The organism is Streptomyces sp. NPDC039423, assembly GCF_055598725.1.
Genome location: NZ_JBVKAH010000011.1, coordinates 32,772 through 57,676, shown reverse-complemented (window position 1 = coordinate 57,676; position 24,905 = coordinate 32,772). Strand labels below are relative to the sequence as shown.

Annotated in this window: 1 protein-coding gene; it reads left to right on the top strand. The window is 72.9% G+C overall.

The genetic code is table 11. The features are described from left to right. The first annotated feature begins 108 nt into the window (after positions 1–108). Entirely contained in the window at positions 109–24,870 is a 24,762-nt protein-coding gene (locus ACZ7LK_RS28085) for a type I polyketide synthase (protein ID WP_471143995.1), read from the top strand. Positions 24,871–24,905: the final 35 nt, after the last annotated feature.

Sequence of the window (24,905 nt, the reverse complement as noted above, 5' to 3'; positions counted from 1 at the left end):
CCGTGGTTAGGGGTCCGTAGGGGCTTGTTAGGGGTTTCTCGCCCTTCTCTCGCGTGCCAGAGTGTCCCCTGGTCTTGGATTCCTTATTCGGGGGTAATGGAGCGCGCGATGTTGAACGAGTCCGAGGATTTCACGCCCGAAATCAATGTCGCCCCCGAAACCGGTGAAACGCAGGACGGACGTGCCGAAGGGGCCCCGTCGTGGCGGGAGCGCCTGCTCGACCTCACCGAGACCGAGCAGCACGCCGCCCTGCTGGACTGGGTCACCACCCTCACCTCCGCCGCGCTGCGCGGCACGGCCCCCGCCGTCCTCGACCCCCACCGCCCCTTCCTCGACCTGGGCTTCGACTCGCTCGCCGCCGTCGACCTGCACGCCAGGCTCGTCGCCGGCACCGGCCTCCGCCTGCCGGTCACCCTCGCCTTCGACCACCCCACCCCCGCCCACCTGGCCCGGCACCTCCGCACCGCCCTCCTCGGCCTCACCGAGGACACCGGGACGCCCGTCACCGCCGCCGTCAGCAGCGACGAACCCATCGCCATCGTCGGCATCGGCTGCCGCTTCCCCGGCGGCGTCCATTCCCCCGAAGCGCTGTGGGACCTCGTCGAGACCGGCACCGACGCCATTTCCGCATTTCCGACCGGACGCGGCTGGGACCTCGACGCGCTGTACGACCCGGACCCCGACCGGGCCGGCACCAGCTACGCCCGCGAAGGCGGATTCCTCCACGACGCCGACCAATTCGACGCCGCGTTCTTCGGAATCTCCCCGCGCGAAGCCCTCGCCATGGACCCGCAGCAGCGCCTGCTCCTCGAAACGTCCTGGGAAGCTTTCGACCGCGGCGGCATCGACCCCGAAACGCTGCGCGGCGACCAGGTCGGCGTATTCGTCGGCGCGGAGACCCAGGAATACGGACCCCGCCTCCAGGACGCCACCGACGGTTTCGAGGGCTACCTCGTCACCGGCAACGCGGCCAGCGTCGCCTCGGGCCGTATCGCCTACACCTTCGGCTTCGAAGGACCGACGGTCACCGTCGACACCGCCTGCTCCTCCTCCCTCGCCGCCCTCCACCTCGCCGTCCAGGCACTGCGCACCGGCGAATGCTCCCTCGCGCTCGCGGGCGGCGCCGCCGTCATGGCGAGCCCCGGATCCTTCGTCTCCTTCAGCCGCCAGCGCGGCCTGGCCCCCGACGGCCGCTGCAAGCCCTTCGCCGCCGCCGCCGACGGTACGGCGTGGGGCGAGGGCGTCGGCATGCTGCTCGTCGAGCGGCTGTCCGACGCGCGCGCCAAGGGCCACCAGGTGCTGGCCGTCGTACGCGGCTCGGCCATCAACCAGGACGGCGCCAGCAACGGCCTCACCGCCCCCAGCGGCCCCTCCCAGCAGCGCGTCATCCGGCAGGCCCTCGCCAACGCCGGCCTGTCCGCCGCCGAGGTGGACGCGGTGGAGGCGCACGGCACCGGCACCAAGCTGGGCGACCCGATCGAGGCCCAGGCGCTCCTGGCCACCTACGGGCAGCACCACACCGACGACCAGCCCCTGTGGCTCGGCTCCCTCAAGTCGAACATCGGCCACACCCAGGCCGCCGCCGGTGTCGCGGGCATCATCAAGATGATCATGGCCATGCGGCACGGTGTGCTGCCCCGCACCCTCCACGTCGACGAACCGACCCCGCACGTCGACTGGGAGGCCGGAGCGGTCTCCCTGCTCACGGACCCCGTCCCGTGGCCGAAGTCCGACCGCCCGCGCCGCGCCGGCGTCTCCTCCTTCGGCATGAGCGGCACCAACGCGCACGCCATCATCGAGGAACCGCCGGCAGCGGCGACCGCCGAGGAGCGGGGCGACGGCGCGCCGACGGCGGAGCACGAGGGCGTTGTGTCGTCCGGGGATCCCCAGGGCATTGCGTCGTCGGGAGAGCGCGAGGGCGTCGCGTCGCCGGCGAGTGACGAGGCCGGGACGCCGGGATCCCTCCCGGCCGGTGGCCCCCTGCCCTGGACCCTGTCCGCCAAGACCCCCGAGGCCCTCCGCGCGCAGGCGCGCAGGCTGAGCGACCACCTCCGGTCCCGGCCGGACGCCACACCCCTGGACGTGGGCCACTCCCTGGCGACCACCCGCGGCCGCTTCGAGCAGCGCGCCGTCGTGCTGGGCGACGACCGCGAGACGCTGCTCCGCGGACTGCACGCCCTCGCCGAGGGCGCCGACGCGTCCTCCGTGGTCCAGGGCGATCCCGCGCCGGGCAAGCTGGCGTTCCTCTTCACCGGCCAGGGCAGCCAGCGGCTGGGCATGGGACGCGAGCTGTACGACACGTACCCCGTCTTCGCCGACGCCCTCGACGACGCCTGCTGGTACCTGGACGACCAGCTCGAACTCCCGCTCCTCGACGTGCTCTTCGCGGACGAGGGCACGCCGGAGGCCGCGCTCCTCGACCAGACCGGCTACACCCAGCCGGCGTTGTTCGCGGTCGAGGTGGCGCTGTTCCGGCTGGTGGAGTCGTGGGGCGTGAAGCCCGACTTCGTGGCCGGGCATTCGATCGGTGAGATCGCGGCCGCGCACGTGGCGGGTGTGTTCTCGCTGGAGGACGCGTGTGCGCTGGTGGCGGCGCGTGGCCGTCTGATGCAGGCGCTGCCGGGTGGTGGCGTGATGATCGCGGTGCAGGCGGCTGAGGACGAGGTCCTGCCGCTGCTGACCGAGCGGGTGAGCATCGCGGCGGTCAACGGTCCGCAGTCGGTCGTCATCGCCGGTGACGAGGCCGATGCCGTAGCGGTTGCCGAGCACTTCGAGGAGCTGGGTCGTAAGACCAAGCGGCTGACCGTCAGCCACGCGTTCCACTCGCCCCACATGGACGGCATGCTGGAGGAGTTCCTCCGCGTCGCCCAGGTCCTGGACTACGGGACCCCCGGCATCCCGGTCGTCTCCCTCCTCACCGGCGGCACCGCCACCGCCGCCGAACTGGCCACCCCCGAGTACTGGGTGCGTCACGTCCGCGACGCCGTACGGTTCCTCGACGGCGTACGCACCCTTCGGGAACGCGGTGCCGGCACCTTCCTGGAGCTGGGCCCCGACGCCGTCCTGACCGCCATGGCGCAGGACTGCGTCGACCCCCAGGACCTCGCCTTCGCCCCCGCCCTCCGCTCCGGCCGGCCCGAGGCGGCCACCCTGCTCCACGCCGTCGCCCGCGCCCATGTGCGGGGCGCGCGGGTCGACTGGTCCGCGTTCTTCGCGGGCACGGACGCCCGGCGGATCGATCTGCCGACGTACGCCTTCCAGCGGCAGCGGTACTGGATGGACGCGCGGCCCGCCGCCGAGCCCCTGTCCGGCGCGGTGGGCCGCGCCGACGCGGCCGACACCGTCTTCTGGGACGCCGTCGAGCACGAGGACGTGGCCACCCTCGCCGCCGCCCTCGACCTGGACCTCGACGGGGAGCAGCCGCTCAGCGAGGTGGTACCGGCCCTGTCGGCGTGGCGTCGGCAGCGGCGGGTGCGGTCGGAGGTGGACGGCTGGCGTTACCGGGTGTCGTGGAAGCCGTTGGCGGAGTCGTCGTCGGGTGCGCGGTTGTCCGGGTCGTGGCTGGTCGTGCTGCCTGCCGGTGACGAGGACCACGCTGTGGTGCGTGGTCTGGCCGAGCGGGGCGCCGATGTTCAGCTCGTGCGCGTCGAGGCTGGTGTTGACCGGGCCGGGCTGGCGGAGTTGCTGGTGGACGCGGGTGCGTGTGCCGGTGTGGTGTCGCTGTTGGCGTTGGACGAGGCTGTTGGGCTTGTTGCGACGGTCGGTCTGGTGCAGGCGCTGGGTGATGCCGGTGTCGATGCTCCGTTGTGGTGTGTGACGCGTGGTGCGGTGTCGGTGGGTCGTTCGGACCGGCTGGCGTCGGTGGCGCAGGCGCAGGTGTGGGGTCTGGGGCGGGTTGCCGCGCTGGAGGTTCCGCAGCGTTGGGGCGGGCTGGTCGATCTGCCGGAGGTTCTGGACGAGCGGGCGTTGTCCCGTTTCGTGGGTGTTCTGGCGGCTGCTGGTTCTGGTGAGGACCAGGTGGCGGTGCGGTCTTCGGGTGTCTTCGGGCGTCGGTTGGTGCGTGCGGCCGGTGCGGAGGGCACGGACTGGGTGCCGAGTGGCACGGTTCTGGTGACCGGTGGCACGGGTGCGCTGGGTGGCCGGGTCGCGCGGTGGCTGGCTGGGGCGGGCGCTGAGCGGCTGGTGTTGTCCAGCCGTCGGGGCCTGGATGCTCCGGGTGCTGCTGAGCTGGTGGACGAGTTGTCGGCTCTGGGCGTGGATGTTTCGGTGGTGGCGTGTGACGCTGCTGACCGTGAGGCGCTGCGGGCGCTGCTTGCTGCTGAGGCGGAGTCGCTGACCGCTGTCATCCACACCGCCGGTGTTCTGGACGATGGTGTGCTGGATGCTCTGACGCCGGAGCGTGTGGATGGTGTTCTGCGGGCGAAGGCGGTGTCCGCACGGAACCTGCACGAGCTGACGGTCGAGCTGGGCATCGACCTTGCGGCGTTCGTGCTGTTCTCGTCCATCAGTGGTTCTGTAGGTGCCGCTGGGCAGGCCAACTACGCCGCCGCGAACGCCTATCTGGACGCGCTGGCCGAGCAGCGTCGTGCCGACGGCCTCGCCGCTACGTCTCTTGCGTGGGGTCCGTGGGCCGAGGGCGGCATGGCCGCCGACGAGGCGATGGACGCGCGGATGCGCCGCGAGGGCCTGCCGCCCATGGCACCCGATACGGCGATCACCGCACTGGCACAGGCCGTGGGTGCGGCGGACGCGGCCCTCACCGTCGCCGACGTCGACTGGGAGCGCTTCGCCTCCGTCCTCGCGGCGGTCCGCCCCAACCCGCTGATCAGCGACTTCACCGCCGTCGCGGAGGGCCCGGCCGCCGTCACCGGCCACGGGGCCGTGGTCACGGGCGCCGATGTCGCGGGAACGGTGCTCGGGCGACTGGCGGGCATGACCCCGGCCGAGCAGGGGCGGGAGCTGCTCACGCTGGTCCGGACGCAGGTCGCCGCCGTGCTCGGGCATGACGGTTCGGACGCCGTCCGTGCGGAACGGGCGTTCAAGGAACTGGGCTTTGATTCGCTGACCGCCGTCGAGCTGCGCAACCGGCTCGGCGCCGTGACCGGCGTGACGCTGCCGGCGACCCTGGTCTACGACTACCCCACCTCCGCCGCCCTCGCGGAGTACTTGCGGGGCGAACTGGCGGGCAGCACCACCCCCGTCGCCGACCCGCACCTGCCCTCCGTGGTCGCCGCCGACGACGACCCCATCGCGATCGTGGCCATGAGCTGCCGCTTCCCCGGCGGCGTACGCACCCCGGAAGAGCTGTGGCGGCTCCTCACCGACGGCACCGACGCGGTCGCCGAGTTCCCGGCCGACCGTGGGTGGGACCTGGACCGGCTCTACAGCGCGGACCCGGCACGGCCGGGCACGTCGTACACGCGTGAAGGCGGCTTCCTCTACGACGTCGCCGATTTCGACGCCGACTTCTTCGGGATCTCGCCGCGCGAGGCGCTGGCGATGGACCCGCAGCAGCGGCTGCTGCTGGAAACCTCCTGGGAGGCCTTCGAGCGGGCGGGTATCGACCCGTCGTCGCTGCGGGGCAGCCAGGCCGGTGTCTTCGTCGGCACCAACGGCCAGGACTACCTGTCCCTCGTCGCCCGCGAGGCCGACGGCCTGGAGGGGCACGTCGGCACGGGTAACGCGGCGAGCGTGGTCTCGGGCCGGTTGTCGTACGTGTTCGGCCTCGAAGGCCCGGCGATCACGGTCGACACGGCCTGCTCGTCGTCGCTGGTCGCCCTCCACCTCGCCGTGCAGGCGCTGCGGCAGGGCGAGTGCACGATCGCGCTGGCCGGTGGCGTGACGGTGATGTCGACCCCGGACGCCTTCGTGGACTTCAGTCGCCAGCGTGGTCTGGCGGAGGACGGCCGCATCAAGGCGTTCGCCGCCGGCGCCGACGGTACGGGGTGGGGCGAGGGCGTCGGCATGCTGCTCGTCGAGCGGCTGTCCGACGCGCGCGCCAAGGGCCACCCGGTCCTCGCGGTCGTGCGGGGCTCGGCGATCAACCAGGACGGTGCGAGCAACGGCCTGACCGCCCCCAATGGGCCTTCCCAGCAGCGCGTCATCCGTGCCGCCCTCGCGAGCGCCGGTCTGTCGGCGGCGGACGTGGACGCCGTGGAAGCACACGGTACGGGCACGACGCTGGGCGACCCCATCGAGGCGCAGGCGCTGCTGGCCACCTACGGCCAGGGGCGGACGGACGACCGTCCGCTGTGGCTGGGCTCCGTGAAGTCGAACATCGGGCACACCCAGGCCGCCGCCGGTGTGGCGGGCGTCATCAAGATGGTGCTGGCCATGCGGCACGGGGTGCTGCCGAAGACGCTGCACGTCGACGAGCCGACCCCGCACGTCGACTGGACGGCCGGCGACCTCGCCCTGCTGACCGAACAGACGGAGTGGCCGGAGACGGGCCGCCCCCGCCGGGCCGGCGTCTCCTCCTTCGGCCTGAGCGGCACCAACGCCCACACGATCATCGAAGAGGCGCCGGCCACCCCCGCCGACGAGTCGGCAGCCGACGGCCCGGCAGCCGTCGAGGGGCCCCTCGCGCCGGTCCCGCCGGTGCTCCCGCTCGTCCTGTCCGCCAAGAACCCCACGGGACTGCGCGCCCAGGCCGACCAACTGGCCTCCTACGTAGCCGCTGACCCTGCCGTCCCCTTGGGCGACGTCGCCTACTCGCTCACGACCGGGCGGGCCGCCCTGGAGGAGCGCGCCGTACTCGTCGGCGGCGTCGAGGACCGCGAGGGCCTCACCGCCGGCCTGCGGAGCCTCGCGGCGGGCGAGCACGTACCCGGCCTCGTGCGGGGCACGGTCGGCGAGGGCGGTCTGGCGTTCCTGTTCACGGGACAGGGCAGCCAGCGGCTGGGCATGGGGCGTGAGCTGTACGAGACCTACCCGGTCTTCGCGGACGCGCTGGACGCGGTCTGCGCGCGGCTCGACCTCGACCTGCCACTGAAGGACGTCCTGTTCGGGTCCGACGAGCTCGTCCTGGGCAGGACGGAGTTCACGCAGCCGGCGTTGTTCGCGGTGGAGGTGGCGCTGTTCCGGCTGGTGGAGTCGTGGGGCGTGAAGCCCGACTTCCTGGCCGGGCATTCGATCGGTGAGATCGCGGCCGCGCACGTGGCGGGTGTGTTCTCGCTGGAGGACGCGTGCCGGCTGGTGGCGGCGCGTGGTCGTCTGATGCAGGCGCTGCCGACCGGTGGCGTGATGATCGCGGTGCAGGCGTCGGAGGACGAGGTTCTTCCGCTGCTGACCGAGCGGGTGAGCATCGCGGCGATCAATGGTCCGCAGTCGGTCGTGGTCGCTGGTGATGAGGACGCGGCCGTCGCTATCGCCGGACACTTCGAGAAGCTGGGTCGTAAGACCAAGCGGCTGAGCGTGAGCCATGCGTTCCACTCGCCGCACATGGACGGCATGCTGGACGACTTCCGGCAGGTTGCGGAGTCGATCTCGTACGAGGCTCCGCGTATCCCGGTCGTGTCGAACCTGACCGGTGCGGTCGTTGCCGACGGTGAGATGGGCTCGGCGGATTTCTGGGTACGGCACGTCCGGGACGCGGTGCGGTTCTTGGACGGTGTCCGTGCGCTGGAGGCGGCCGGGGTCACGACGTACCTCGAACTCGGGCCGGACGGTGTGCTGTCCGCGCTCGCCCAGGATTGCCTGGCGGATGGGGTGGACGCGGTCTTCGCGCCCGTCCTGCGCGGTGGGCGGCCCGAGGCGGAGGCCGTCAACACCGCGCTGGCCCAGGCCTACGTCCGGGGCGTGGCCGTCGACTGGGAGGCGTACTTCGCCGGCACCGGTGTTGTCCGGCGGGTCGACCTGCCCACGTATGCCTTCCAGCGCCGGCGCTACTGGCCGGAGGCTTCGCTGACCGGTGGCCTGCCGGTCGGCGGGAGCGCCGACGCGGTGGACGCGCGGTTCTGGGAGACCGTCGAGAGTGGGGACGTCGAGTCCCTCGCCGCCATGCTCGGCCTCGATGACGCCAGCGCGTGGGGCAGCGTCGTCCCCGCTCTCTCCGCCTGGCGCCGACAGAGCCAGGAGCAGGCGCTGGTGGACGGCTGGCGTTACCGGGTGACGTGGAAGCCGGTGACGGCCGCGGTGTCCTCCGGAACGTCCGTCAGCGGTACGTGGCTCGTCGTGGTGCCGGCCGGGTACGCGGACGACGCCGTGGCTGAAGCCGTGGTGCGTGGTCTGTCCGGGCGGGGCGCCGAGGTCCGGTGCGTCAGCGTTGAGGCTGGTGCGGATCGTGGTGCGGTGGCGGAGCTGCTGGCCGGGGTGGGTTCTCCGGTTGGTGTGGTGTCGCTGTTGGCGTTGGACGAGGCTGTTGGGCTTGTTGCGACGGTTGGTCTGGTGCAGGCGCTGGGTGATGCCGGTGTTGATGCTCCGTTGTGGTGTGTGACGCGTGGTGCGGTGTCGGTGGGTCGTTCGGACCGGCTGGTGTCTGCGGTGCAGGCGCAGGTGTGGGGTCTGGGGCGGGTTGCCGCGCTGGAGGTTCCGCAGCGTTGGGGCGGGCTGGTTGACCTGCCGGACGTTCTCGATGAGCGGGCGTTGTCCCGCCTGGTCGGTGTTCTGGCGGCTGCTGGTTCTGGTGAGGACCAGGTGGCGGTGCGGTCTTCGGGTGTCTTCGGGCGTCGGTTGGTGCGTGCGGCCGGTGCGGGGGGCACGGACTGGGTGCCGAGTGGCACGGTTCTGGTGACCGGTGGCACGGGTGCGCTGGGTGGCCGGGTGGCCCGCTGGCTGGCGGAGTCGGGCGCTGAGCGGCTGGTGTTGTCCAGCCGTCGGGGCCTGGATGCTCCGGGTGCTGCTGACCTGGTGGACGAGTTGTCGGCTCTGGGCGTGGATGTTTCGGTGGTGGCGTGTGACGCTGCTGACCGTGAGGCGCTGCGGGCGCTGCTCGCTGCTGAGACGGAGTCGCTGACCGCTGTCATCCACACGGCGGGTGTGCTCGATGACGGTGTGCTGGATGCTCTGACGCCGGAGCGTGTGGATGGTGTTCTGCGGGCGAAGGCGGTGTCCGCGCGCCACCTGCACGAGCTGACGGTCGAGCTGGGTATCGACCTTGCGGCGTTCGTGCTGTTCTCGTCGATGAGTGGTTCGGTGGGTGCCGCTGGGCAGGGCAACTACGCGGCTGCGAACGCCTATCTGGATGCGTTGGCCGAGCAGCGTCGTGCCGACGGTCTCGCCGCTACGTCTCTTGCGTGGGGTCCGTGGGCCGAGGGCGGTATGGCCGCCGACGAGGAGCTCGACGCCCGGATGCGGCGGGACGGCGTACCGCCGATGGACGCGGACCGGGCGATACGGGCCCTCCGGCAGTCGGTCCTGGCCGACGACGCCGTGCTCACCGTGGCCGACGTGGAGTGGGACACCTTCCTCCCGGGCTTCGCCGCCGCCCGCCCCAGCCGGCTGTTCAGCGAGGTGCACGAGGTTCGCGCGGCCCGGGCCCGCCGGGAAGCGGCTCCCGAGGCCGAGCGCCCGTACTCCCTCTCCGGCAGGCTGGCCGCGCTCGCCCCGGCCGAGCAGGAACGAGAGCTGCTGAACCTCGTCCGTACGCACGTCGCCGCCGTGCTGGGCCACGGCGGATCCGAGGCGGTCGGCGCGGAACGGGCGTTCAAGGAGCTGGGCTTCGATTCGCTGACCGCCGTCGAGCTGCGCAACCGGCTCGGGGCGGCCACCGAGCTGACGCTCCCGGCCACGCTCGTCTACGACTACCCCACCTCCGCCGCCCTCGCGGACTACCTGCGGGGTGAACTGGTCGGCAGCGTGCGGGTCGCCGACACCGTGTTGCCAGCCGTGGCCGCGACCGATGACGACCCGATCGCGATCGTGGCGATGAGTTGCCGCTTCCCCGGCGGGGTCCGTAGCCCCGAGGACCTGTGGCGACTGGTCGCCAACGGTACGGACGCCGTCGGCCCCTTCCCCGCCGACCGCGGGTGGGATTTGGACCGGCTGTACAGCCCCGACCCGGATCGGCCGGGCACCTCGTACACCCGTGAAGGCGGTTTCTTCGACGGGGCGGCCGACTTCGACCCGGCGTTCTTCGGGATCTCGCCGCGCGAGGCGCTGGCGATGGACCCGCAGCAGCGGCTGCTGCTGGAGACGTCGTGGGAGGCGTTCGAACGGGCGGGTATCGATCCGTCGTCGCTGCGGGGCAGCCAGGCAGGTGTGTTCGTCGGCACCAATGGGCAGGACTACCTCTCGCTCATCAGCCGTGAACCGGACGGCGTCGAAGGCCACGTGGGTACGGGCAACGCGGGCAGCGTCATGTCCGGCCGCGTCTCCTACGCCCTGGGCCTGGAGGGTCCGGCGGTCACCGTCGACACCGCCTGCTCGTCGTCGCTGGTCGCCCTGCACTGGGCCATCCAGGCCCTGCGGAACGGCGAGTGCACGATGGCCCTCGCGGGCGGTGTGACGGTGATGTCGACGCCCGAGAACTTCGTGGACTTCAGCCGCCAGCGGGGTCTGGCGGAGGACGGCCGTATCAAGGCGTTCGCGGCCGCCGCGGACGGTACGGGCTGGGGTGAGGGCGTCGGCATGCTGCTCGTGGAGCGGCTGTCGGACGCCCGCAAGAACGGGCACCCGGTGCTGGCCGTGGTCCGTGGCTCGGCGGTCAACCAGGATGGTGCCAGCAATGGCCTCACCGCCCCCAACGGCCCCTCGCAGCAGCGCGTGATCCGCGCCGCCCTGGCGAGCGCGGGCCTGTCGGCCGCCGATGTCGACGCCGTCGAGGCGCACGGCACCGGCACCAAGCTGGGCGACCCGATCGAGGCGCAGGCGCTGCTGGCCACCTACGGTCAGGACCGGCCGGAGGGCCGGCCGCTGCTGCTGGGCTCCGTGAAGTCGAACATCGGGCACACCCAGGCCGCCGCCGGTGTCGCGGGCTTGATGAAGATGGTGCTGGCGATGCAGCACGGAGTGCTCCCGCAGACGCTGCACGTGGACGAGCCGACCCCGCACGTCGACTGGACGGCCGGGGACATCGCCCTGCTGACCGAGCGGACGGCCTGGCCGGAGACCGGCCGCCCCCGCCGCGCGGGCGTCTCGTCCTTCGGTATCAGCGGAACGAACGCCCACACGATCATCGAGCAGGCCCCGGAGCCCGTATCGGCCGAGTCCGCCGAGCCGGCGGGGTCGGCGGGGTCGGCCGGGTCGGCCGGTACGGCGCCGGCCGTGGTGCCGGCCGCGGCGTTCCCGCTGCCGTACGTCCTCTCCGCGAAGGGCTCCGAGGCGCTGCGCGGCCAGGCCGACGCCCTGCGGGCGCACCTGGAAGCCGTCGGGAACGACAGCCCGACTGCCGTCGACCTGGCCTTCTCGCTGGCCACGGCTCGCGCGCACCTCAGCCACCGCGCCGTACTCGCCACGGACGACCGGCAGGAACTCCTCGCCGGGCTGACGCGGCTGGCCGACGGCGAGTCGTCACCGCGGATCGTCACCGGAGCGGCTGGCGAAGGCCTCACCGCGTTCCTGTTCACGGGGCAGGGCAGCCAGCGGCTGGGTATGGGGCGCGAGCTGTACGACACGTACCCCGTGTTCGCCGACGCGCTGGACGCGGTCTGCGCCCACATGGACCTGCCCCTGCTGGATGTGCTCTTCGGGTCGGACGCGGCTGCTCTTGACCGGACGGAGTTCACCCAACCCGCGCTGTTCGCGGTCGAGGTGGCGCTGTTCCGGCTCGTCGAGAGCTGGGGCGTGAAGCCCGACTTCGTGGCCGGGCATTCGATCGGTGAGATCGCGGCCGCTCATGTGGCGGGTGTCTTCTCGCTGGAGGACGCGTGCACGTTGGTGGCTGCGCGTGGGCGGTTGATGCAGGCGCTGCCGATCGGTGGCGTGATGATCGCGGTCCAGGCCTCGGAGGACGAGGTCCTGCCGCTGCTGACCGACCAGGTGAGCATCGCGGCGATCAATGGCCCGCAGTCGGTCGTCATCGCTGGTGACGAGGACGTGGCCGTCGCCATCGCCGGGTCCTTCCAGCAGCAGGGTCGTAAGACCAAGCGCCTGACCGTCAGCCATGCGTTCCACTCGCCGCACATGGACGGCATGCTGGAGGACTTCCGTACGGTCGCGGAGTCGATCACGTACGAGACCCCGCGTATCGCCGTCGTCTCGAATCTGACCGGTGCGGTCGTTGCCGACGACGAGATGGGCTCGGCGGACTTCTGGGTGCGGCATGTCCGCGAGGCCGTCCGCTTCCTGGACGGGGTGCGGGCGCTGGAGGCGGCCGGGGTCACGACGTACCTCGAACTCGGCCCGGACGGGATCCTGTCGGCCCTGGCCCAGGACTGCCTGACCGGTGAAGCGGACGCGACCTTTGCGCCCGTCCTGCGCGGTGGCCGGCCCGAGGCGGAGACCGTCAACACCGCGCTCGCCCAGGCCTACGTCCGGGGTGTGGCCGTCGACTGGGACGCGTACTTCGCCGGTACGGGCGCCCGGCGGGTCGACCTGCCCACGTACGCCTTCCAGCGGCAGCGCTACTGGCCCGGTGCGGCCGCCTTCACCACCGGTGACCCGGGGGCGATCGGGCTCGGCGACGCCGGGCACCCGCTGCTGGGCGCGACGGTGGCGCTCGCCGACTCCGAAGGGATGCTCTTCGCCGGCCGGCTCTCTCTCGACACCCACCCGTGGCTGGCCGACCACGCGATCCTCGGCAGCGTCCTGCTCCCCGGCACCGCCTTCGTCGACCTGGCGATCCGGGCCGGCGACCAGGTCGGGTGCGACACGGTGGAGGAGCTGACGCTCGAAGCGCCGCTGGTCGTCCCCGCGCGGGGCGGCGTCCAGCTCCAGCTCGTGGTCGAGGCGCCGAGCGGCCCCGGACAGCGGCCGTTCAGCGTGCACTCCCGGCGCCAGGACGCCCTCGCGGAGGAGCCGTGGACGCGGCACGCCTCCGGTGTGCTGGTGACCACCGGTGCGGTACGGGCTGCTGCCGACGCCGACGGGGAGTTCGCGGACCTGGCCGCGTGGCCGCCCGCCGGTGCCGTACCGGTGGACGTGCGGGGGCTGTACGAGGAGCTGGCCGAGGGCGGGGTGGCGTACGGACCGCTGTTCCAGGGGCTCAAGGGGGCCTGGCGGCGCGACGGTGAACTCTTCACCGAGGTCGCCCTCCCGGACGACAGCCGGCGCGAGGCGGCCCGGTTCGGGCTGCACCCCGCCCTGCTGGACGCCGGTCTGCACGCCATCGGCCTCGGCGGGACCGACCACGGCACGACCGAGGCCGGGGCCGGCGCCCTGCTGCCCTTCTCCTGGGCCGGCGTCTCGCTGCACGCGACGGGTGCCTCCGCACTTCGCATGCGGCTCACGCCGCACCACCCGGACGACCCGCACACCCTGTCGCTGCTCGTGGCCGACGAGACCGGACGCCCGGTCGCGTCCGTGGAGTCGCTGACGCTCCGTACCGCGTCGGCCGATCAGGTACGCGCGGCCGACGGCGGCCATCTGGAGTCGCTGTTCCGCGTCGAGTGGGTGCCCTCGGCGCCCGTCGCTTCGCCGCGCGGCGACGCCACCGGCCTTCGCTGGGCCGTGCTGGGCCGCGCCGCACTGGGCCTGGGGGCCTGGGGCGGCGCCCACGTGACGGAGTACGCCGATGCCGACGCCCTGAGCGAGGCTCTGGCGGCGGGCGAACCGGTACCGGACGCCGTGTTCGTGACCTCGGCGGGACCGGCGGGACTGGCCACCGACACCGACACCGACAGCCCCGGAGCCCCCGGCGCCCCCACGGAGGGGGGCGACACGGCGGCCTCCGTCCACGCGGCCGTCACCGACGCGCTGTCCACCGTTCAGGAGTGGCTGGCGGACGAGCGCTTCGCCGGTACCCGGCTCGTATGGCTGACCTCCGGCGCCGTGGCCACCGAGCCCGGTGCGGGAGTCCGGGACCTGGCGGGCGCCGCCGTCCGCGGCCTGCTGCGCTCGGCGCAATCGGAGAACCCCGGGCAGCTGCTGATGCTCGACGTCGACGGCGATGCCGCCTCGCTCGCGATGGTGCCCGCCGCCCTGACCTCGGGCGAACCGGAGCTGGCCGTCAGGGCCGGGGAACTCAGCGCCCCGCGCCTCATGCGCGTGCCGTCGGCGGAGGCGGCCGGCGCGGGCGAGGCCTCCACCGGCCCCGACCACCGTGGCGACCTCGACTCCACGGGCGCCTTCGGTGACCCCACCGGCACCGTGCTGGTGACCGGCGCCACCGGCACCCTCGGCCGGCTGTTCGCCCGTCACCTGGTGACCGCCCACGGCGTCACGAGGCTGCTGCTCACCAGCCGCCGGGGCCCCGACGCCCACGGTGCCGACGAACTGCTGGCCGAGCTGGCGCAATTGGGCGCCCATGCCGACCTCGTCGCCTGCGACACCGCCGACCGGGACGCGCTCGCCACCCTCCTCGCGGCCGTACCCGCCGAGCACCCGCTGACCGCCGTGGTGCACACGGCCGGCGTGCTGGACGACGGCGTGCTCGCCTCGCTCACCCCCGAGCGGGTCTCCGCCGTGCTGCGCCCGAAGGTGGACGCGGCCTGGCACCTGCACGAGCTGACCCGGGACCTCGACCTCTCCGCCTTCGTCCTCTTCTCGGGCGCGGCCGCCGCGTTCGGTGCGGCCGGGCAGGCGAACTACGCGGCGGCCAACGCGTTCCTCGAAGCGCTCGCCGAGCACCGCCGGGCGGCCGGCCTGCCGGCCACCTCGCTCGCCTGGGGCCTGTGGGCCCCGCAGTCGGGCGGCATGGCGCAGCGGCTCGACGACGTCGACCTGCGGCGCATCGCCCGTGACGGCGTCGGCGCCCTCTCCGCCGACGAGGGCCTGGCCCTCTTCGACATCGCCATGACGGTGGACGCGGCGGTCCTGCTGCCGATGCGGCTCGACCTCGCCGTGGTGCGGGCCCAGTCCGTCTCCACGGGCGAGACCGCGGCGCTGCTGCGCTCCCTCGTCCGGGTGCCGTCGCGGCGCGCCGTCGAGCGGCGCTCGGCGGGTGACGGCGGCGGTTCCCCGCTGACCGCCCGGCTGCTGGCCCTCCCGGCCGCCGAGCGCGAAGGCCTGCTGCTGGACCTGGTGTGCGGCCGGGTCGCCGCGGTCCTCGGGCACGCGGACGGCCGGGCGGTCGACGCGGACCGCGCGTTCAAGGAGCTCGGCTTCGACTCCCTGACCGCCGTGGAACTCCGTAACGTCCTCAAGACCGAGACCGGCCTCCGGCTCTCACCGACCCTCGTCTTCGACTACCCCACACCGCTCACCCTCGCCCGGCACCTGCTGGACGAACTGTCCGAGGGCACCCCCGAACTGTCGGGTGCGGGCGCGCACGAGGACGCCGCACGCGGGCAGCGCACGCCCGCACGGCCCGCCGCCGCCACGGCCGCGACGGACGACGACCCGATCGTCATCGTCGGCATGGCCTGCCGCTTCCCCGGTGGCGTACGGTCGCCGGAGGAGCTGTGGCAGCTCGTCGCCACCGGCGGCGACGGCATCACCGCGTTCCCGTCCGACCGGGGCTGGAACGTGGAGTCCCTCTACCACCCCGACCCCGACCACGCCGGCACGTCGTACACCCGCGAGGGCGGCTTCCTCCACGACGTGGCGGACTTCGACCCGGCGTTCTTCGGGATCTCGCCGCGCGAGGCGCTGGCGATGGACCCGCAGCAGCGGCTGCTGCTGGAAACCTCCTGGGAGGCCTTCGAGCGGGCGGGCATCGACCCGGCGACCCTGCGCGGCAGCCGTACCGGCGTCTTCGCCGGCGTCATGTACCACGATTACGCGTCCGGCGTCGGCATCGGCACCGGCGACGGGGCCAACGGTCCCGCCCTGCCCGAGGGCGTCGAGGGCTACCTCGGCACGGGCAACGCCGGCAGCATCGCCTCCGGCCGCATCGCCTACACCTTCGGCCTCGAAGGCCCGGCGGTCACCGTCGACACCGCCTGCTCGTCGTCGCTGGTCGCCCTGCACTGGGCGATCCAGGCCCTGCGGCAGGGTGAGTGCACGATGGCCCTGGCCGGCGGTGTCGCGGTCATGGCGACCCCCGAGACCTTCGTCGACTTCAGCCGCCAGCGCGGCCTCTCGGTCGACGGCCGCTGCAAGTCCTTCGCGGCCGCCGCGGACGGTACGGGATGGGCCGAGGGCGCGGGCATGCTCCTGGTCGAGCGCCTGTCCGACGCACGCGCCAACGGCCACCCGGTGCTGGCGGTCGTCCGCGGCTCCGCGATCAACCAGGACGGCGCCAGCAACGGGCTCACGGCCCCCAACGGTCCGTCGCAGCAGCGTGTGATCCGCGCCGCCCTGGAGAGCGCCGGTCTGTCGGCCGCCGACGTGGACGCGGTCGAGGCGCACGGTACCGGCACCAGGCTCGGTGACCCGATCGAGGCGCAGGCGCTGCTGGCCACGTACGGCCGGGAGAAGTCGGCGGACCAGCCGCTGTGGCTCGGCTCCATCAAGTCGAACATCGGCCACACCCAGGCCGCCGCCGGTGTCGCGGGCGTCATCAAAATGGTCATGGCGATGCGCCACGGCGTGCTCCCGCAGACCCTCCACGTCGACGAGCCGTCCCCCCAGGTCGACTGGGAGGCCGGGGAGGTGTCCCTGCTGACCCGGTCGGTGGACTGGCCGGAGACGGGCCGCCCGCGCCGTGCGGGCGTGTCGTCCTTCGGCATCAGCGGGACGAACGCCCACACGATCATCGAGCAGGCTCCTGTTGTGGAGGAGTCGGTGGAGGTGGCGGGGGCTGTTGTGGCGCCTGTTGCTTCGGTGGCGGTGACGCCGTGGGTGCTGTCGGCGAAGGGCGGGGAGGCCCTGTGTGAGCAGGCCCGTCGTCTGCTCGCCCATGTCGAGCAGAACTCTGCGTTGCGTCCGGTGGACGTCGGTCTGTCGTTGGCGGTGGGTCGTGCGTCGTTCGAGGACCGGGCGGTGGTGTTCGGGGCCGACCGTGAGGGTCTGCTGGCGGGCCTGGTGGCTCTGTCGGAGGGTTCGTCGTCGGCGGGTGTGGTGACCGGTTCGCCGGTGGCGGGCAAGGTGGCGTTCCTGTTCACGGGGCAGGGTAGCCAGCGGTTGGGCATGGGTCGTGAGCTGTACGAGGCGTTCCCGGTGTTCGCGGAGACGCTGGATGCGGTGTGCGCCCACATGGACCTGCCGCTGAAGGACGTGCTGTTCGGCGCGGATGACGAGACGCTGGACCGGACGGAGTTCACCCAGCCGGCGTTGTTCGCGGTCGAGGTGGCGCTGTTCCGGCTGGTGGAGTCGTGGGGCGTGAAGCCCGACTTCGTGGCCGGGCATTCGATCGGTGAGATCGCGGCCGCGCACGTGGCGGGTGTGTTCTCGCTGGAGGACGCGTGCACGCTCGTTGCCGCGCGTGGCCGGTTGATGCAGGCGCTGCCTGCTGGTGGCGTGATGATCGCGGTGCAGGCGGCTGAGGACGAGGTCCTGCCGCTGCTGACCGAGCGGGTGAGCATCGCGGCGATCAACGGTCCGCAGTCCGTGGTCGTAGCGGGCGACGAGGCCGACGCGGTGCTCATCGCCGAGCACTTCGAGGAGCAGGGTCGTAAGACCAAGCGGCTGAGCGTGAGCCATGCGTTCCACTCGCCGCACATGGACGGCATGCTGGACGACTTCCGTACGGTCGCGGAGTCGATCTCGTACGAGGCTCCGCGCATCCCGGTCGTGTCGAACCTGACCGGTGCGGTCGTTGCCGACGGTGAGATGGGTTCGGCGGACTTCTGGGTGCGTCATGTCCGGGACGCGGTGCGGTTCCTGGACGGCGTGCGGGCGCTGGAGGCGGCCGGGGTCACGACGTACCTCGAACTCGGGCCGGACGGGGTCCTGTCGGCGCTGGCCCAGGAGTGTCTGACCAGTGACGGGGACGCGGTCTTCGTGCCCGCGCTGCGCTCCGGCCGGTCCGAGGCGGAGACCGTCACGGCCGTTCTCGCCCAGGCCCACGTGCGGGGTGTGGCCGTCGACTGGGACGCGTACTTCGCCGGTACGGGCGCCCGGCGCGTCGAGCTCCCCACGTACGCCTTCCAGCGGCAGCGCTACTGGCTCCAGATTCCCGGCCTGGTGCGGAACGGTGTCACCGACGAGGTGGACGCTCGCTTCTGGGACGCCGTCGAGCGCGGAGACCTGGAGTCGCTGGCCGCCACCATGGACGTCGACGACCAGGACGCGTGGGGCAGTGTGCTGCCGGCGTTGTCGGCGTGGCGTCGGCAGCGGCGGGTGCGGTCGGAGGTTGATGGCTGGCGTTACCGGGTGTCGTGGAAGCCGTTGGCGGATGTGTCGTCGGGTGCGCGGTTGTCCGGGTTGTGGCTGGTCGTGGTGCCTGCCGGGTTGGATGACGACGCTGTGGTGCGTGGTCTGTCCGGGCGGGGCGCCGATGTTCAGCTCGTGCGCGTTGAGGCTGACGTTGACCGGGACGGGCTGGCGGAGTTGCTGGCCGGGGTGGGTTCTCCGGTTGGTGTGGTGTCGCTGTTGGCGTTGGACGAGGCTGCCGGGCTGGTGCAGACGGTCGGTCTGGTGCAGGCCTTGGGCGATGCCGGTGTCGATGCTCCGTTGTGGTGTGTGACACGTGGTGCGGTGTCGGTGGGTCGTTCGGACCGGCTGGCGTCTGTGGCTCAGGCGCAGGTGTGGGGTCTGGGGCGGGTTGCCGCGCTGGAGGTTCCGCAGCGTTGGGGCGGGCTGGTTGACCTGCCGGACGTTCTCGATGAGCGGGCTCTTTCCCGTTTCGTGGGTGTTCTGGCGGCTGCTGGTTCTGGTGAGGACCAGGTGGCGGTGCGGTCCTCGGGTGTCTTCGGGCGTCGGTTGGTGCGTGCGGCCGGTGCGGAGGGCACGGACTGGGTGCCCAGCGGCACCGTTTTGGTGACCGGTGGCACGGGTGCGCTGGGTGGCCGGGTCGCGCGGTGGCTCGCGGAGTCGGGCGCGCAGCGGCTGGTGTTGTCCAGCCGTCGGGGCCTGGACGCTCCCGGAGCCGCTGAGCTGGTGGACGAGTTGTCGGCGTACGGTGTCGAGGTTTCGGTGGTGGCGTGTGACGCTGCTGACCGTGAGGCGCTGCGGGCGCTGCTCGCTGCCGAGGCGGAGTCGCTGACCGCTGTCATCCACACCGCCGGCGTTCTTGATGACGGCGTTCTTGACGCGTTGACGCCGGAGCGTTTCGCGTACGTCTTGCGTCCCAAGGTCGACGCGGCGCGCAACCTGCACGAGCTGACGGTCGAGCTGGGCATCGACCTGTCCGCGTTCGTGCTGTTCTCGTCCATGAGCGGCACCATCGGCGCAGCGGGGCAGGGCAACTACGCGGCTGCGAACGCCTATCTGGACGCGCTGGCCGAGCAGCGTCGTGCCGACGGTCTCGCCGCTACGTCTCTGGCGTGGGGTCCGTGGGCCGAGGGCGGCATGGCCGCCGACGAGGCGATGGACGCCCGGATGCGCCGCGAGGGCCTGCCGCCCATGGCACCCGACACGGCACTGACCGTCCTGCGCCGGAGCGTGGCGTCCCGCGATGCCGCTGACGCCGCTCTGCTGGTGGTGGACGTGGACTGGCAGCGCTTCGCGCCGGCCTTCACCGTCGCCCGTCCCAGTAACCTCCTCGCCGAACTTCCCGAGGCCCAGCCGGCGTCCGAGCCCCGTACGGGCTCCGCGCGCCCCGCCGAGGGAGCCGGCTCGCCGGCCGAGCGGCTGGCGGGCATGACCCCGGCCGAGCAGGAGCGAGAGCTGCTCACGCTGGTCCGGACGCAGGTCGCCGCCGTGCTCGGGCACGACGGTTCGGACGCCGTCCGTGCGGAACGGGCCTTCAAGGAGCTGGGCTTCGACTCGCTGACCGCCGTCGAGCTGCGCAACCGGCTCGGCGCCGTGACCGGCGTGACGCTGCCGGCCACGCTGATCTTCGATTACCCGACCGCCTCGGCCCTCGCGGCCTACTTGCGGGATGAGCTGCTGGGCACGGAGACCGCCGTGGCCGGGCCGGTGGCCAAGGCCCCCGTCGATGACGACCCGATCGTGATCGTGGCGATGAGCTGCCGCTTCCCGGGCGGGGTCCGCACCCCGGAGGACCTGTGGCAGTTGCTGGCCACCGGCGGCGACGCCATCGGTGAGTTCCCGGCCGACCGTGGTTGGGACCTGGACGCGCTCTACAGCCCCGACCCCGACAAGCAGGGCACGTTCTACGCCCGCGAGGGCGGGTTCCTGTACGACGCGGCCGACTTCGACGCCGACTTCTTCGGGATCTCGCCGCGCGAGGCGCTGGCGATGGACCCGCAGCAGCGGCTGCTTCTCGAAACATCCTGGGAGGCCTTCGAGCGGGCGGGTATCGACCCGTCGTCACTGCGGGGCAGCCAGGCCGGTGTCTTCGTCGGCACCAACGGCCAGGACTACGGAGCGACGCTCCGGACTGTCCCGGACGGCATCGAGGGCTTCCTCGGTACCGGCAACGCGGCGAGCGTCGTCTCCGGTCGGCTCTCGTACGCCTTCGGTCTCGAAGGCCCGGCCGTCACCGTCGACACCGCCTGCTCCGCCTCGCTGGTCGCCCTGCACTGGGCGGTCCAGGCGCTGCGCAACGGCGAGTGCTCGCTGGCGCTCGCGGGTGGTGTGACGGTGATGTCGTCGCCGGGCGCCTACATCGACTTCAGCCGCCAGCGGGGGCTGGCGGAGGACGGCCGTATCAAGGCGTTCGCGGCGTCCGCCGACGGTACGGGCTGGGGCGAGGGCGTCGGCATGCTGCTCGTCGAGCGGCTGTCGGACGCGCGGGCGAACGGCCACCCGGTCCTGGCCGTCGTGCGCGGCTCGGCGATCAACCAGGACGGTGCCAGCAACGGGCTGACCGCCCCGAACGGTCCGTCCCAGCAGCGCGTCATCCGCGCCGCCCTCGCCAACGCGGGGCTGTCCACGACGGACGTCGACGCGGTCGAGGCGCACGGCACCGGCACCAGGCTCGGCGACCCGATCGAGGCGCAGGCGCTCCTCGCCACCTACGGCCAGGACCGGCCGGAGGACCGGCCGCTGCTGCTCGGCTCCATCAAGTCGAACATCGGGCACACCCAGGCCGCCGCCGGTGTCGCCGGCGTGATCAAGATGGTGCTGGCGATGCAGAACGGGGTGCTGCCGAAGACCCTGCACGTCGACGAGCCGACTCCGCACGTCGACTGGACGTCCGGCGACCTCGCCCTGCTGACCGAGCAGACGGAGTGGCCCGAGACCGGCCGCCCGCGCCGGGTCGGCGTCTCGTCCTTCGGGTTCAGCGGTACGAACGCCCACACCGTCCTGGAACAGGCGCCGCCGCTCGCCGAGGAGACGGCCCCGGCAGCCGAACCGGGTCCCACGCCCCGGGTCGTACCTTGGGCGCTGTCGGCGAAGAGCGAGGCGGGGCTGCGCGCCCAGGCCGAGCGGCTGCGCACGCGCATCGCGTCGGATCCGCTGCCAGGGACCGCGGACGTCGGCTACTCCCTGGCCACGTCCCGGGCGGCCCTGGACCGCCGTGCCGTCGTCGTCGCGACGGAGCGGGAGGAGTTCCTGGCCGCTCTGGAGACGCTGGCGGCGGGCGAGCAGGCGCAGAACGTGGTGCGGGGCATCGCCACCGAGGGCGGACTGGCGTTCCTGTTCACGGGGCAGGGCAGCCAGCGGCTGGGTATGGGCCGTGAGTTGTACGAGGCCTACACGGTGTTCGCCGACGCACTGGACGCGATCTGCGCCCACCTGGACCTGCCGCTGAAGGACGTGCTGTTCGGCGCGGACGCGGCTGCTCTCGACCGTACGGAGTTCACCCAGCCCGCGCTGTTCGCGGTCGAGGTGGCGCTGTTCCGGCTCGTCGAGAGCTGGGGCGTGAAGCCCGATTTCCTGGCCGGGCATTCGATCGGTGAGATCGCGGCCGCGCACGTGGCGGGTGTGTTCTCGCTGGAGGACGCGTGCACGCTGGTGGCGGCTCGTGGCCGATTGATGCAGGCGCTGCCGTCCGGTGGCGTGATGATCGCGGTGCAGGCGGCTGAGGACGAGGTCCTTCCGCTGCTCACCGAGGGCGTCAGCATCGCGGCGATCAACGGTCCGCAGTCGGTCGTGGTCGCGGGTGACGAGGCCGACGCGGTGGCCATCGCCGGACGTTTCGAGGAGCTGGGTCGTAAGACCAAGCGCCTGACGGTCAGTCACGCGTTCCACTCGCCGCACATGGACGGCATGCTCGCCGACTTCCGCAAGGTCGCCGAGAGCCTGTCGTACGCGTCCCCGCGCACTCCGGTGGTCTCGAACTTGACCGGTGCGCTGGTCACGGACGAGATGGGGTCGGCGGACTTCTGGGTACGTCACGTCCGCGAGGCCGTGCGGTTCCTGGACGGCGTACGCGCTCTGGAGGCCGCCGGGGTCACCACGTACCTCGAACTCGGCCCCGACGGGATCCTGTCGGCGCTCGCCCAGGACTGCCTGACCGGCGACACGGACGCGGCCGTCTTCGCGCCCGCTCTCCGCGCCGGCCGGTCCGAGGCGGAGACCATCACCACCGCCCTCGCCCAGGCCCAGGTCCGGGGCGTGACGGTCGACTGGGAGGCGTACTTCGCCGGTACGGGCGCCCGGCGGGTCGATCTGCCGACGTACGCCTTCCAGCGCAAGCGCTACTGGCTGGAGGAGGCTCCCGGCGCGACCGTCGCCGAGGGGCTGGGCGGTGCGGACGCGGAGTTCTGGGCCGCCGTCGACACGGCGGACCTGTCCGCGCTGACCGCCACCCTGGGCGTCGACGCGGACCAGCCCCTGAGCGCCCTGCTGCCCGCCCTGTCCGCATGGCGGCGGCAGCGCCAGGAGCGGTCGGTCGTCGACGGCTGGCGGTACGGGGTCACCTGGAAGCCGCTGGCCGATCCGGTGGCGTCGCGACCGTCCGGCACCTGGCTCGTGGTGGCCCCGGCCGGCGGGGACGCGCGTGTGATCACGGTGTCCCAGGCGCTGGCCGCCCACGGTGTGGACGTCCGGGAAGTGTCCGTGGACGTCGCCGACTCGGACCGGACGGCGTTGGCCGGCCGGCTGCGCGAGGCGCTCGCGGGCGGCGGGGCCGACGGCGTACTGTCCCTGCTGGCGTGCGCCGACGCCCCGCACCCCGCCCACCCGGCGGCGCCCGCCGGCCTCCTGCTGACCGCGACGCTCGTGCAGGCGCTCGGCGACGCGGGAATCGCCGCCCCGCTGTGGTGCGCCACGGCCGGAGCGGTGGCGACCGCCCCGTCCGACCGGGTCCTGAGCGCCGCCCAGGCGCAGGTCTGGGGCCTGGGCCGGGTGGTTTCCCTGGAGCACCCCGAGCGCTGGGGCGGACTCGTCGACCTGCCCGCCACGCTGGACGGGCGGACGGTCGACCGGTTCCTGGCCGTGCTCGCGGGCGGCGCCGGCGACGAGGACCAGCTCGCCGTGCGGTCCGCCGGCCTGCTCGCCCGCCGGATCGGCCACGCCGCGCCCCGGACCGCGGCCGGAGCCGGAGCCGGAGCCGGTACTGGTATTGGTACCGATACCGGGTCCGGGACCAGGTCCGGGACCGAAGCCGGGACCGACGGCGACACAGGGACGGTCACCTCCGAGTGGCGTCCCCGCGGCACGGTCCTCGTCACCGGAGGTACGGGAGCGCTCGGCGGGCACGTCGCCCGCTGGCTCGCGGCCGGGGGCGCCGAGCACGTGGTCCTCGCCGGTCGGCGCGGACCCCAGGCGCCCGGTGTCGACGCCCTGGTCGCCGAGATCATCGCGCTCGGCGCGCGGGCCACGGCCGTCGCGTGCGACGTGACGGACCGGACCGCCGTGGCCGACCTGCTGGCGAGCCTCACCAGCACCTCCGGCGGGGGCGACGCCGGCCCCGCCCTCACCGCCGTGTTCCACACGGCGGGCGCCGGGCAGTTCGCGCCGCTGGACGAGACCGGCCCCGGGGACGTGGCCGATGTCGTGGCCGCCAAGGTCGCGGGTGCCACGCACCTCGACGAGCTGCTCGAGGGAACCGACCTGGACGCCTTCGTGCTCTTCTCGTCGATCGCCGGTGTCTGGGGCAGCGGCGGCCAGGCCGCCTACGCCGCGGCCAACGCCCACCTCGACGCCCTGGCGCAGCAGCGCCGCGCCCGCGGCCTGACGGCCACCTCCGTGGCCTGGGGGCCGTGGGGCGAGGGTGGTCTCGTCGCCGACGACGAGGCGGCCGAGCAACTGCGCCGGCGCGGACTGACCGTCATGGCACCGGAGCTGTCGATCGCCGCCCTCCAGCAGGCACTCGACGGGGACGAGACGGCCGTCACGGTCGCCGACGTCGACTGGAGCCTGTTCGTCCCGGCGTTCACCGCCGCACGCCCGCGCCCGCTGATCGCCGACCTCCCCGAGGTGCGCCGGGTCCTCGACGCCGAACGGGACGGGGCCCCCACGGCGGCCGATGAGGCGGGGAACCTCCAGGCCGAACTGCGGGGGATGAGCGGGCCCGAGGCCGAGCGCACCGTGCTCCACCTGGTGCGCACCCAGGTCGCCGTCGTCCTCGGACACGACGGGGCGGCGACGATCGAGGCCGGCCGCGCCTTCAAGGAGCTGGGCTTCGACTCCCTCACCGCGGTCGAACTCCGCAACCGCCTGGGCGCCGCGACCGGACTGAAGCTGCCCGCCGCTCTGGTTTTCGACTACCCGACCCCCACCGCCCTGGCCGACCACATCAGGGCGGAACTCCTCGGCGAGGAGACCACGCCCGGGCTCCCCGCCCTCGCGGAGATCGACAAGCTGGAGTTCCTCCTCTCGTCGGTCCCCGAGGACAGCACCGAACGCGCCCGCGTCACCGCACGGCTCGAATCGCTTCTGGCGAACTGGAACAAGGCCGACCGGGCGGTCATCGGAGAGGACGAGGAATTCTCCATCGAATCGGCATCCGCCGACGACCTCTTCGACATCATCAACAACGAATTCGGAAAATCCTGATCTGATGACCGATCCGATGACCGACCCGCTACCGG

Bases quoted from the DNA above. Each gene is read 5' to 3' on its own strand.
- ACZ7LK_RS28085 (WP_471143995.1), top strand. From the start codon at position 109: ATGTTGAACGAGTCCGAGGATTTCACGCCCGAAATCAATGTCGCCCCC.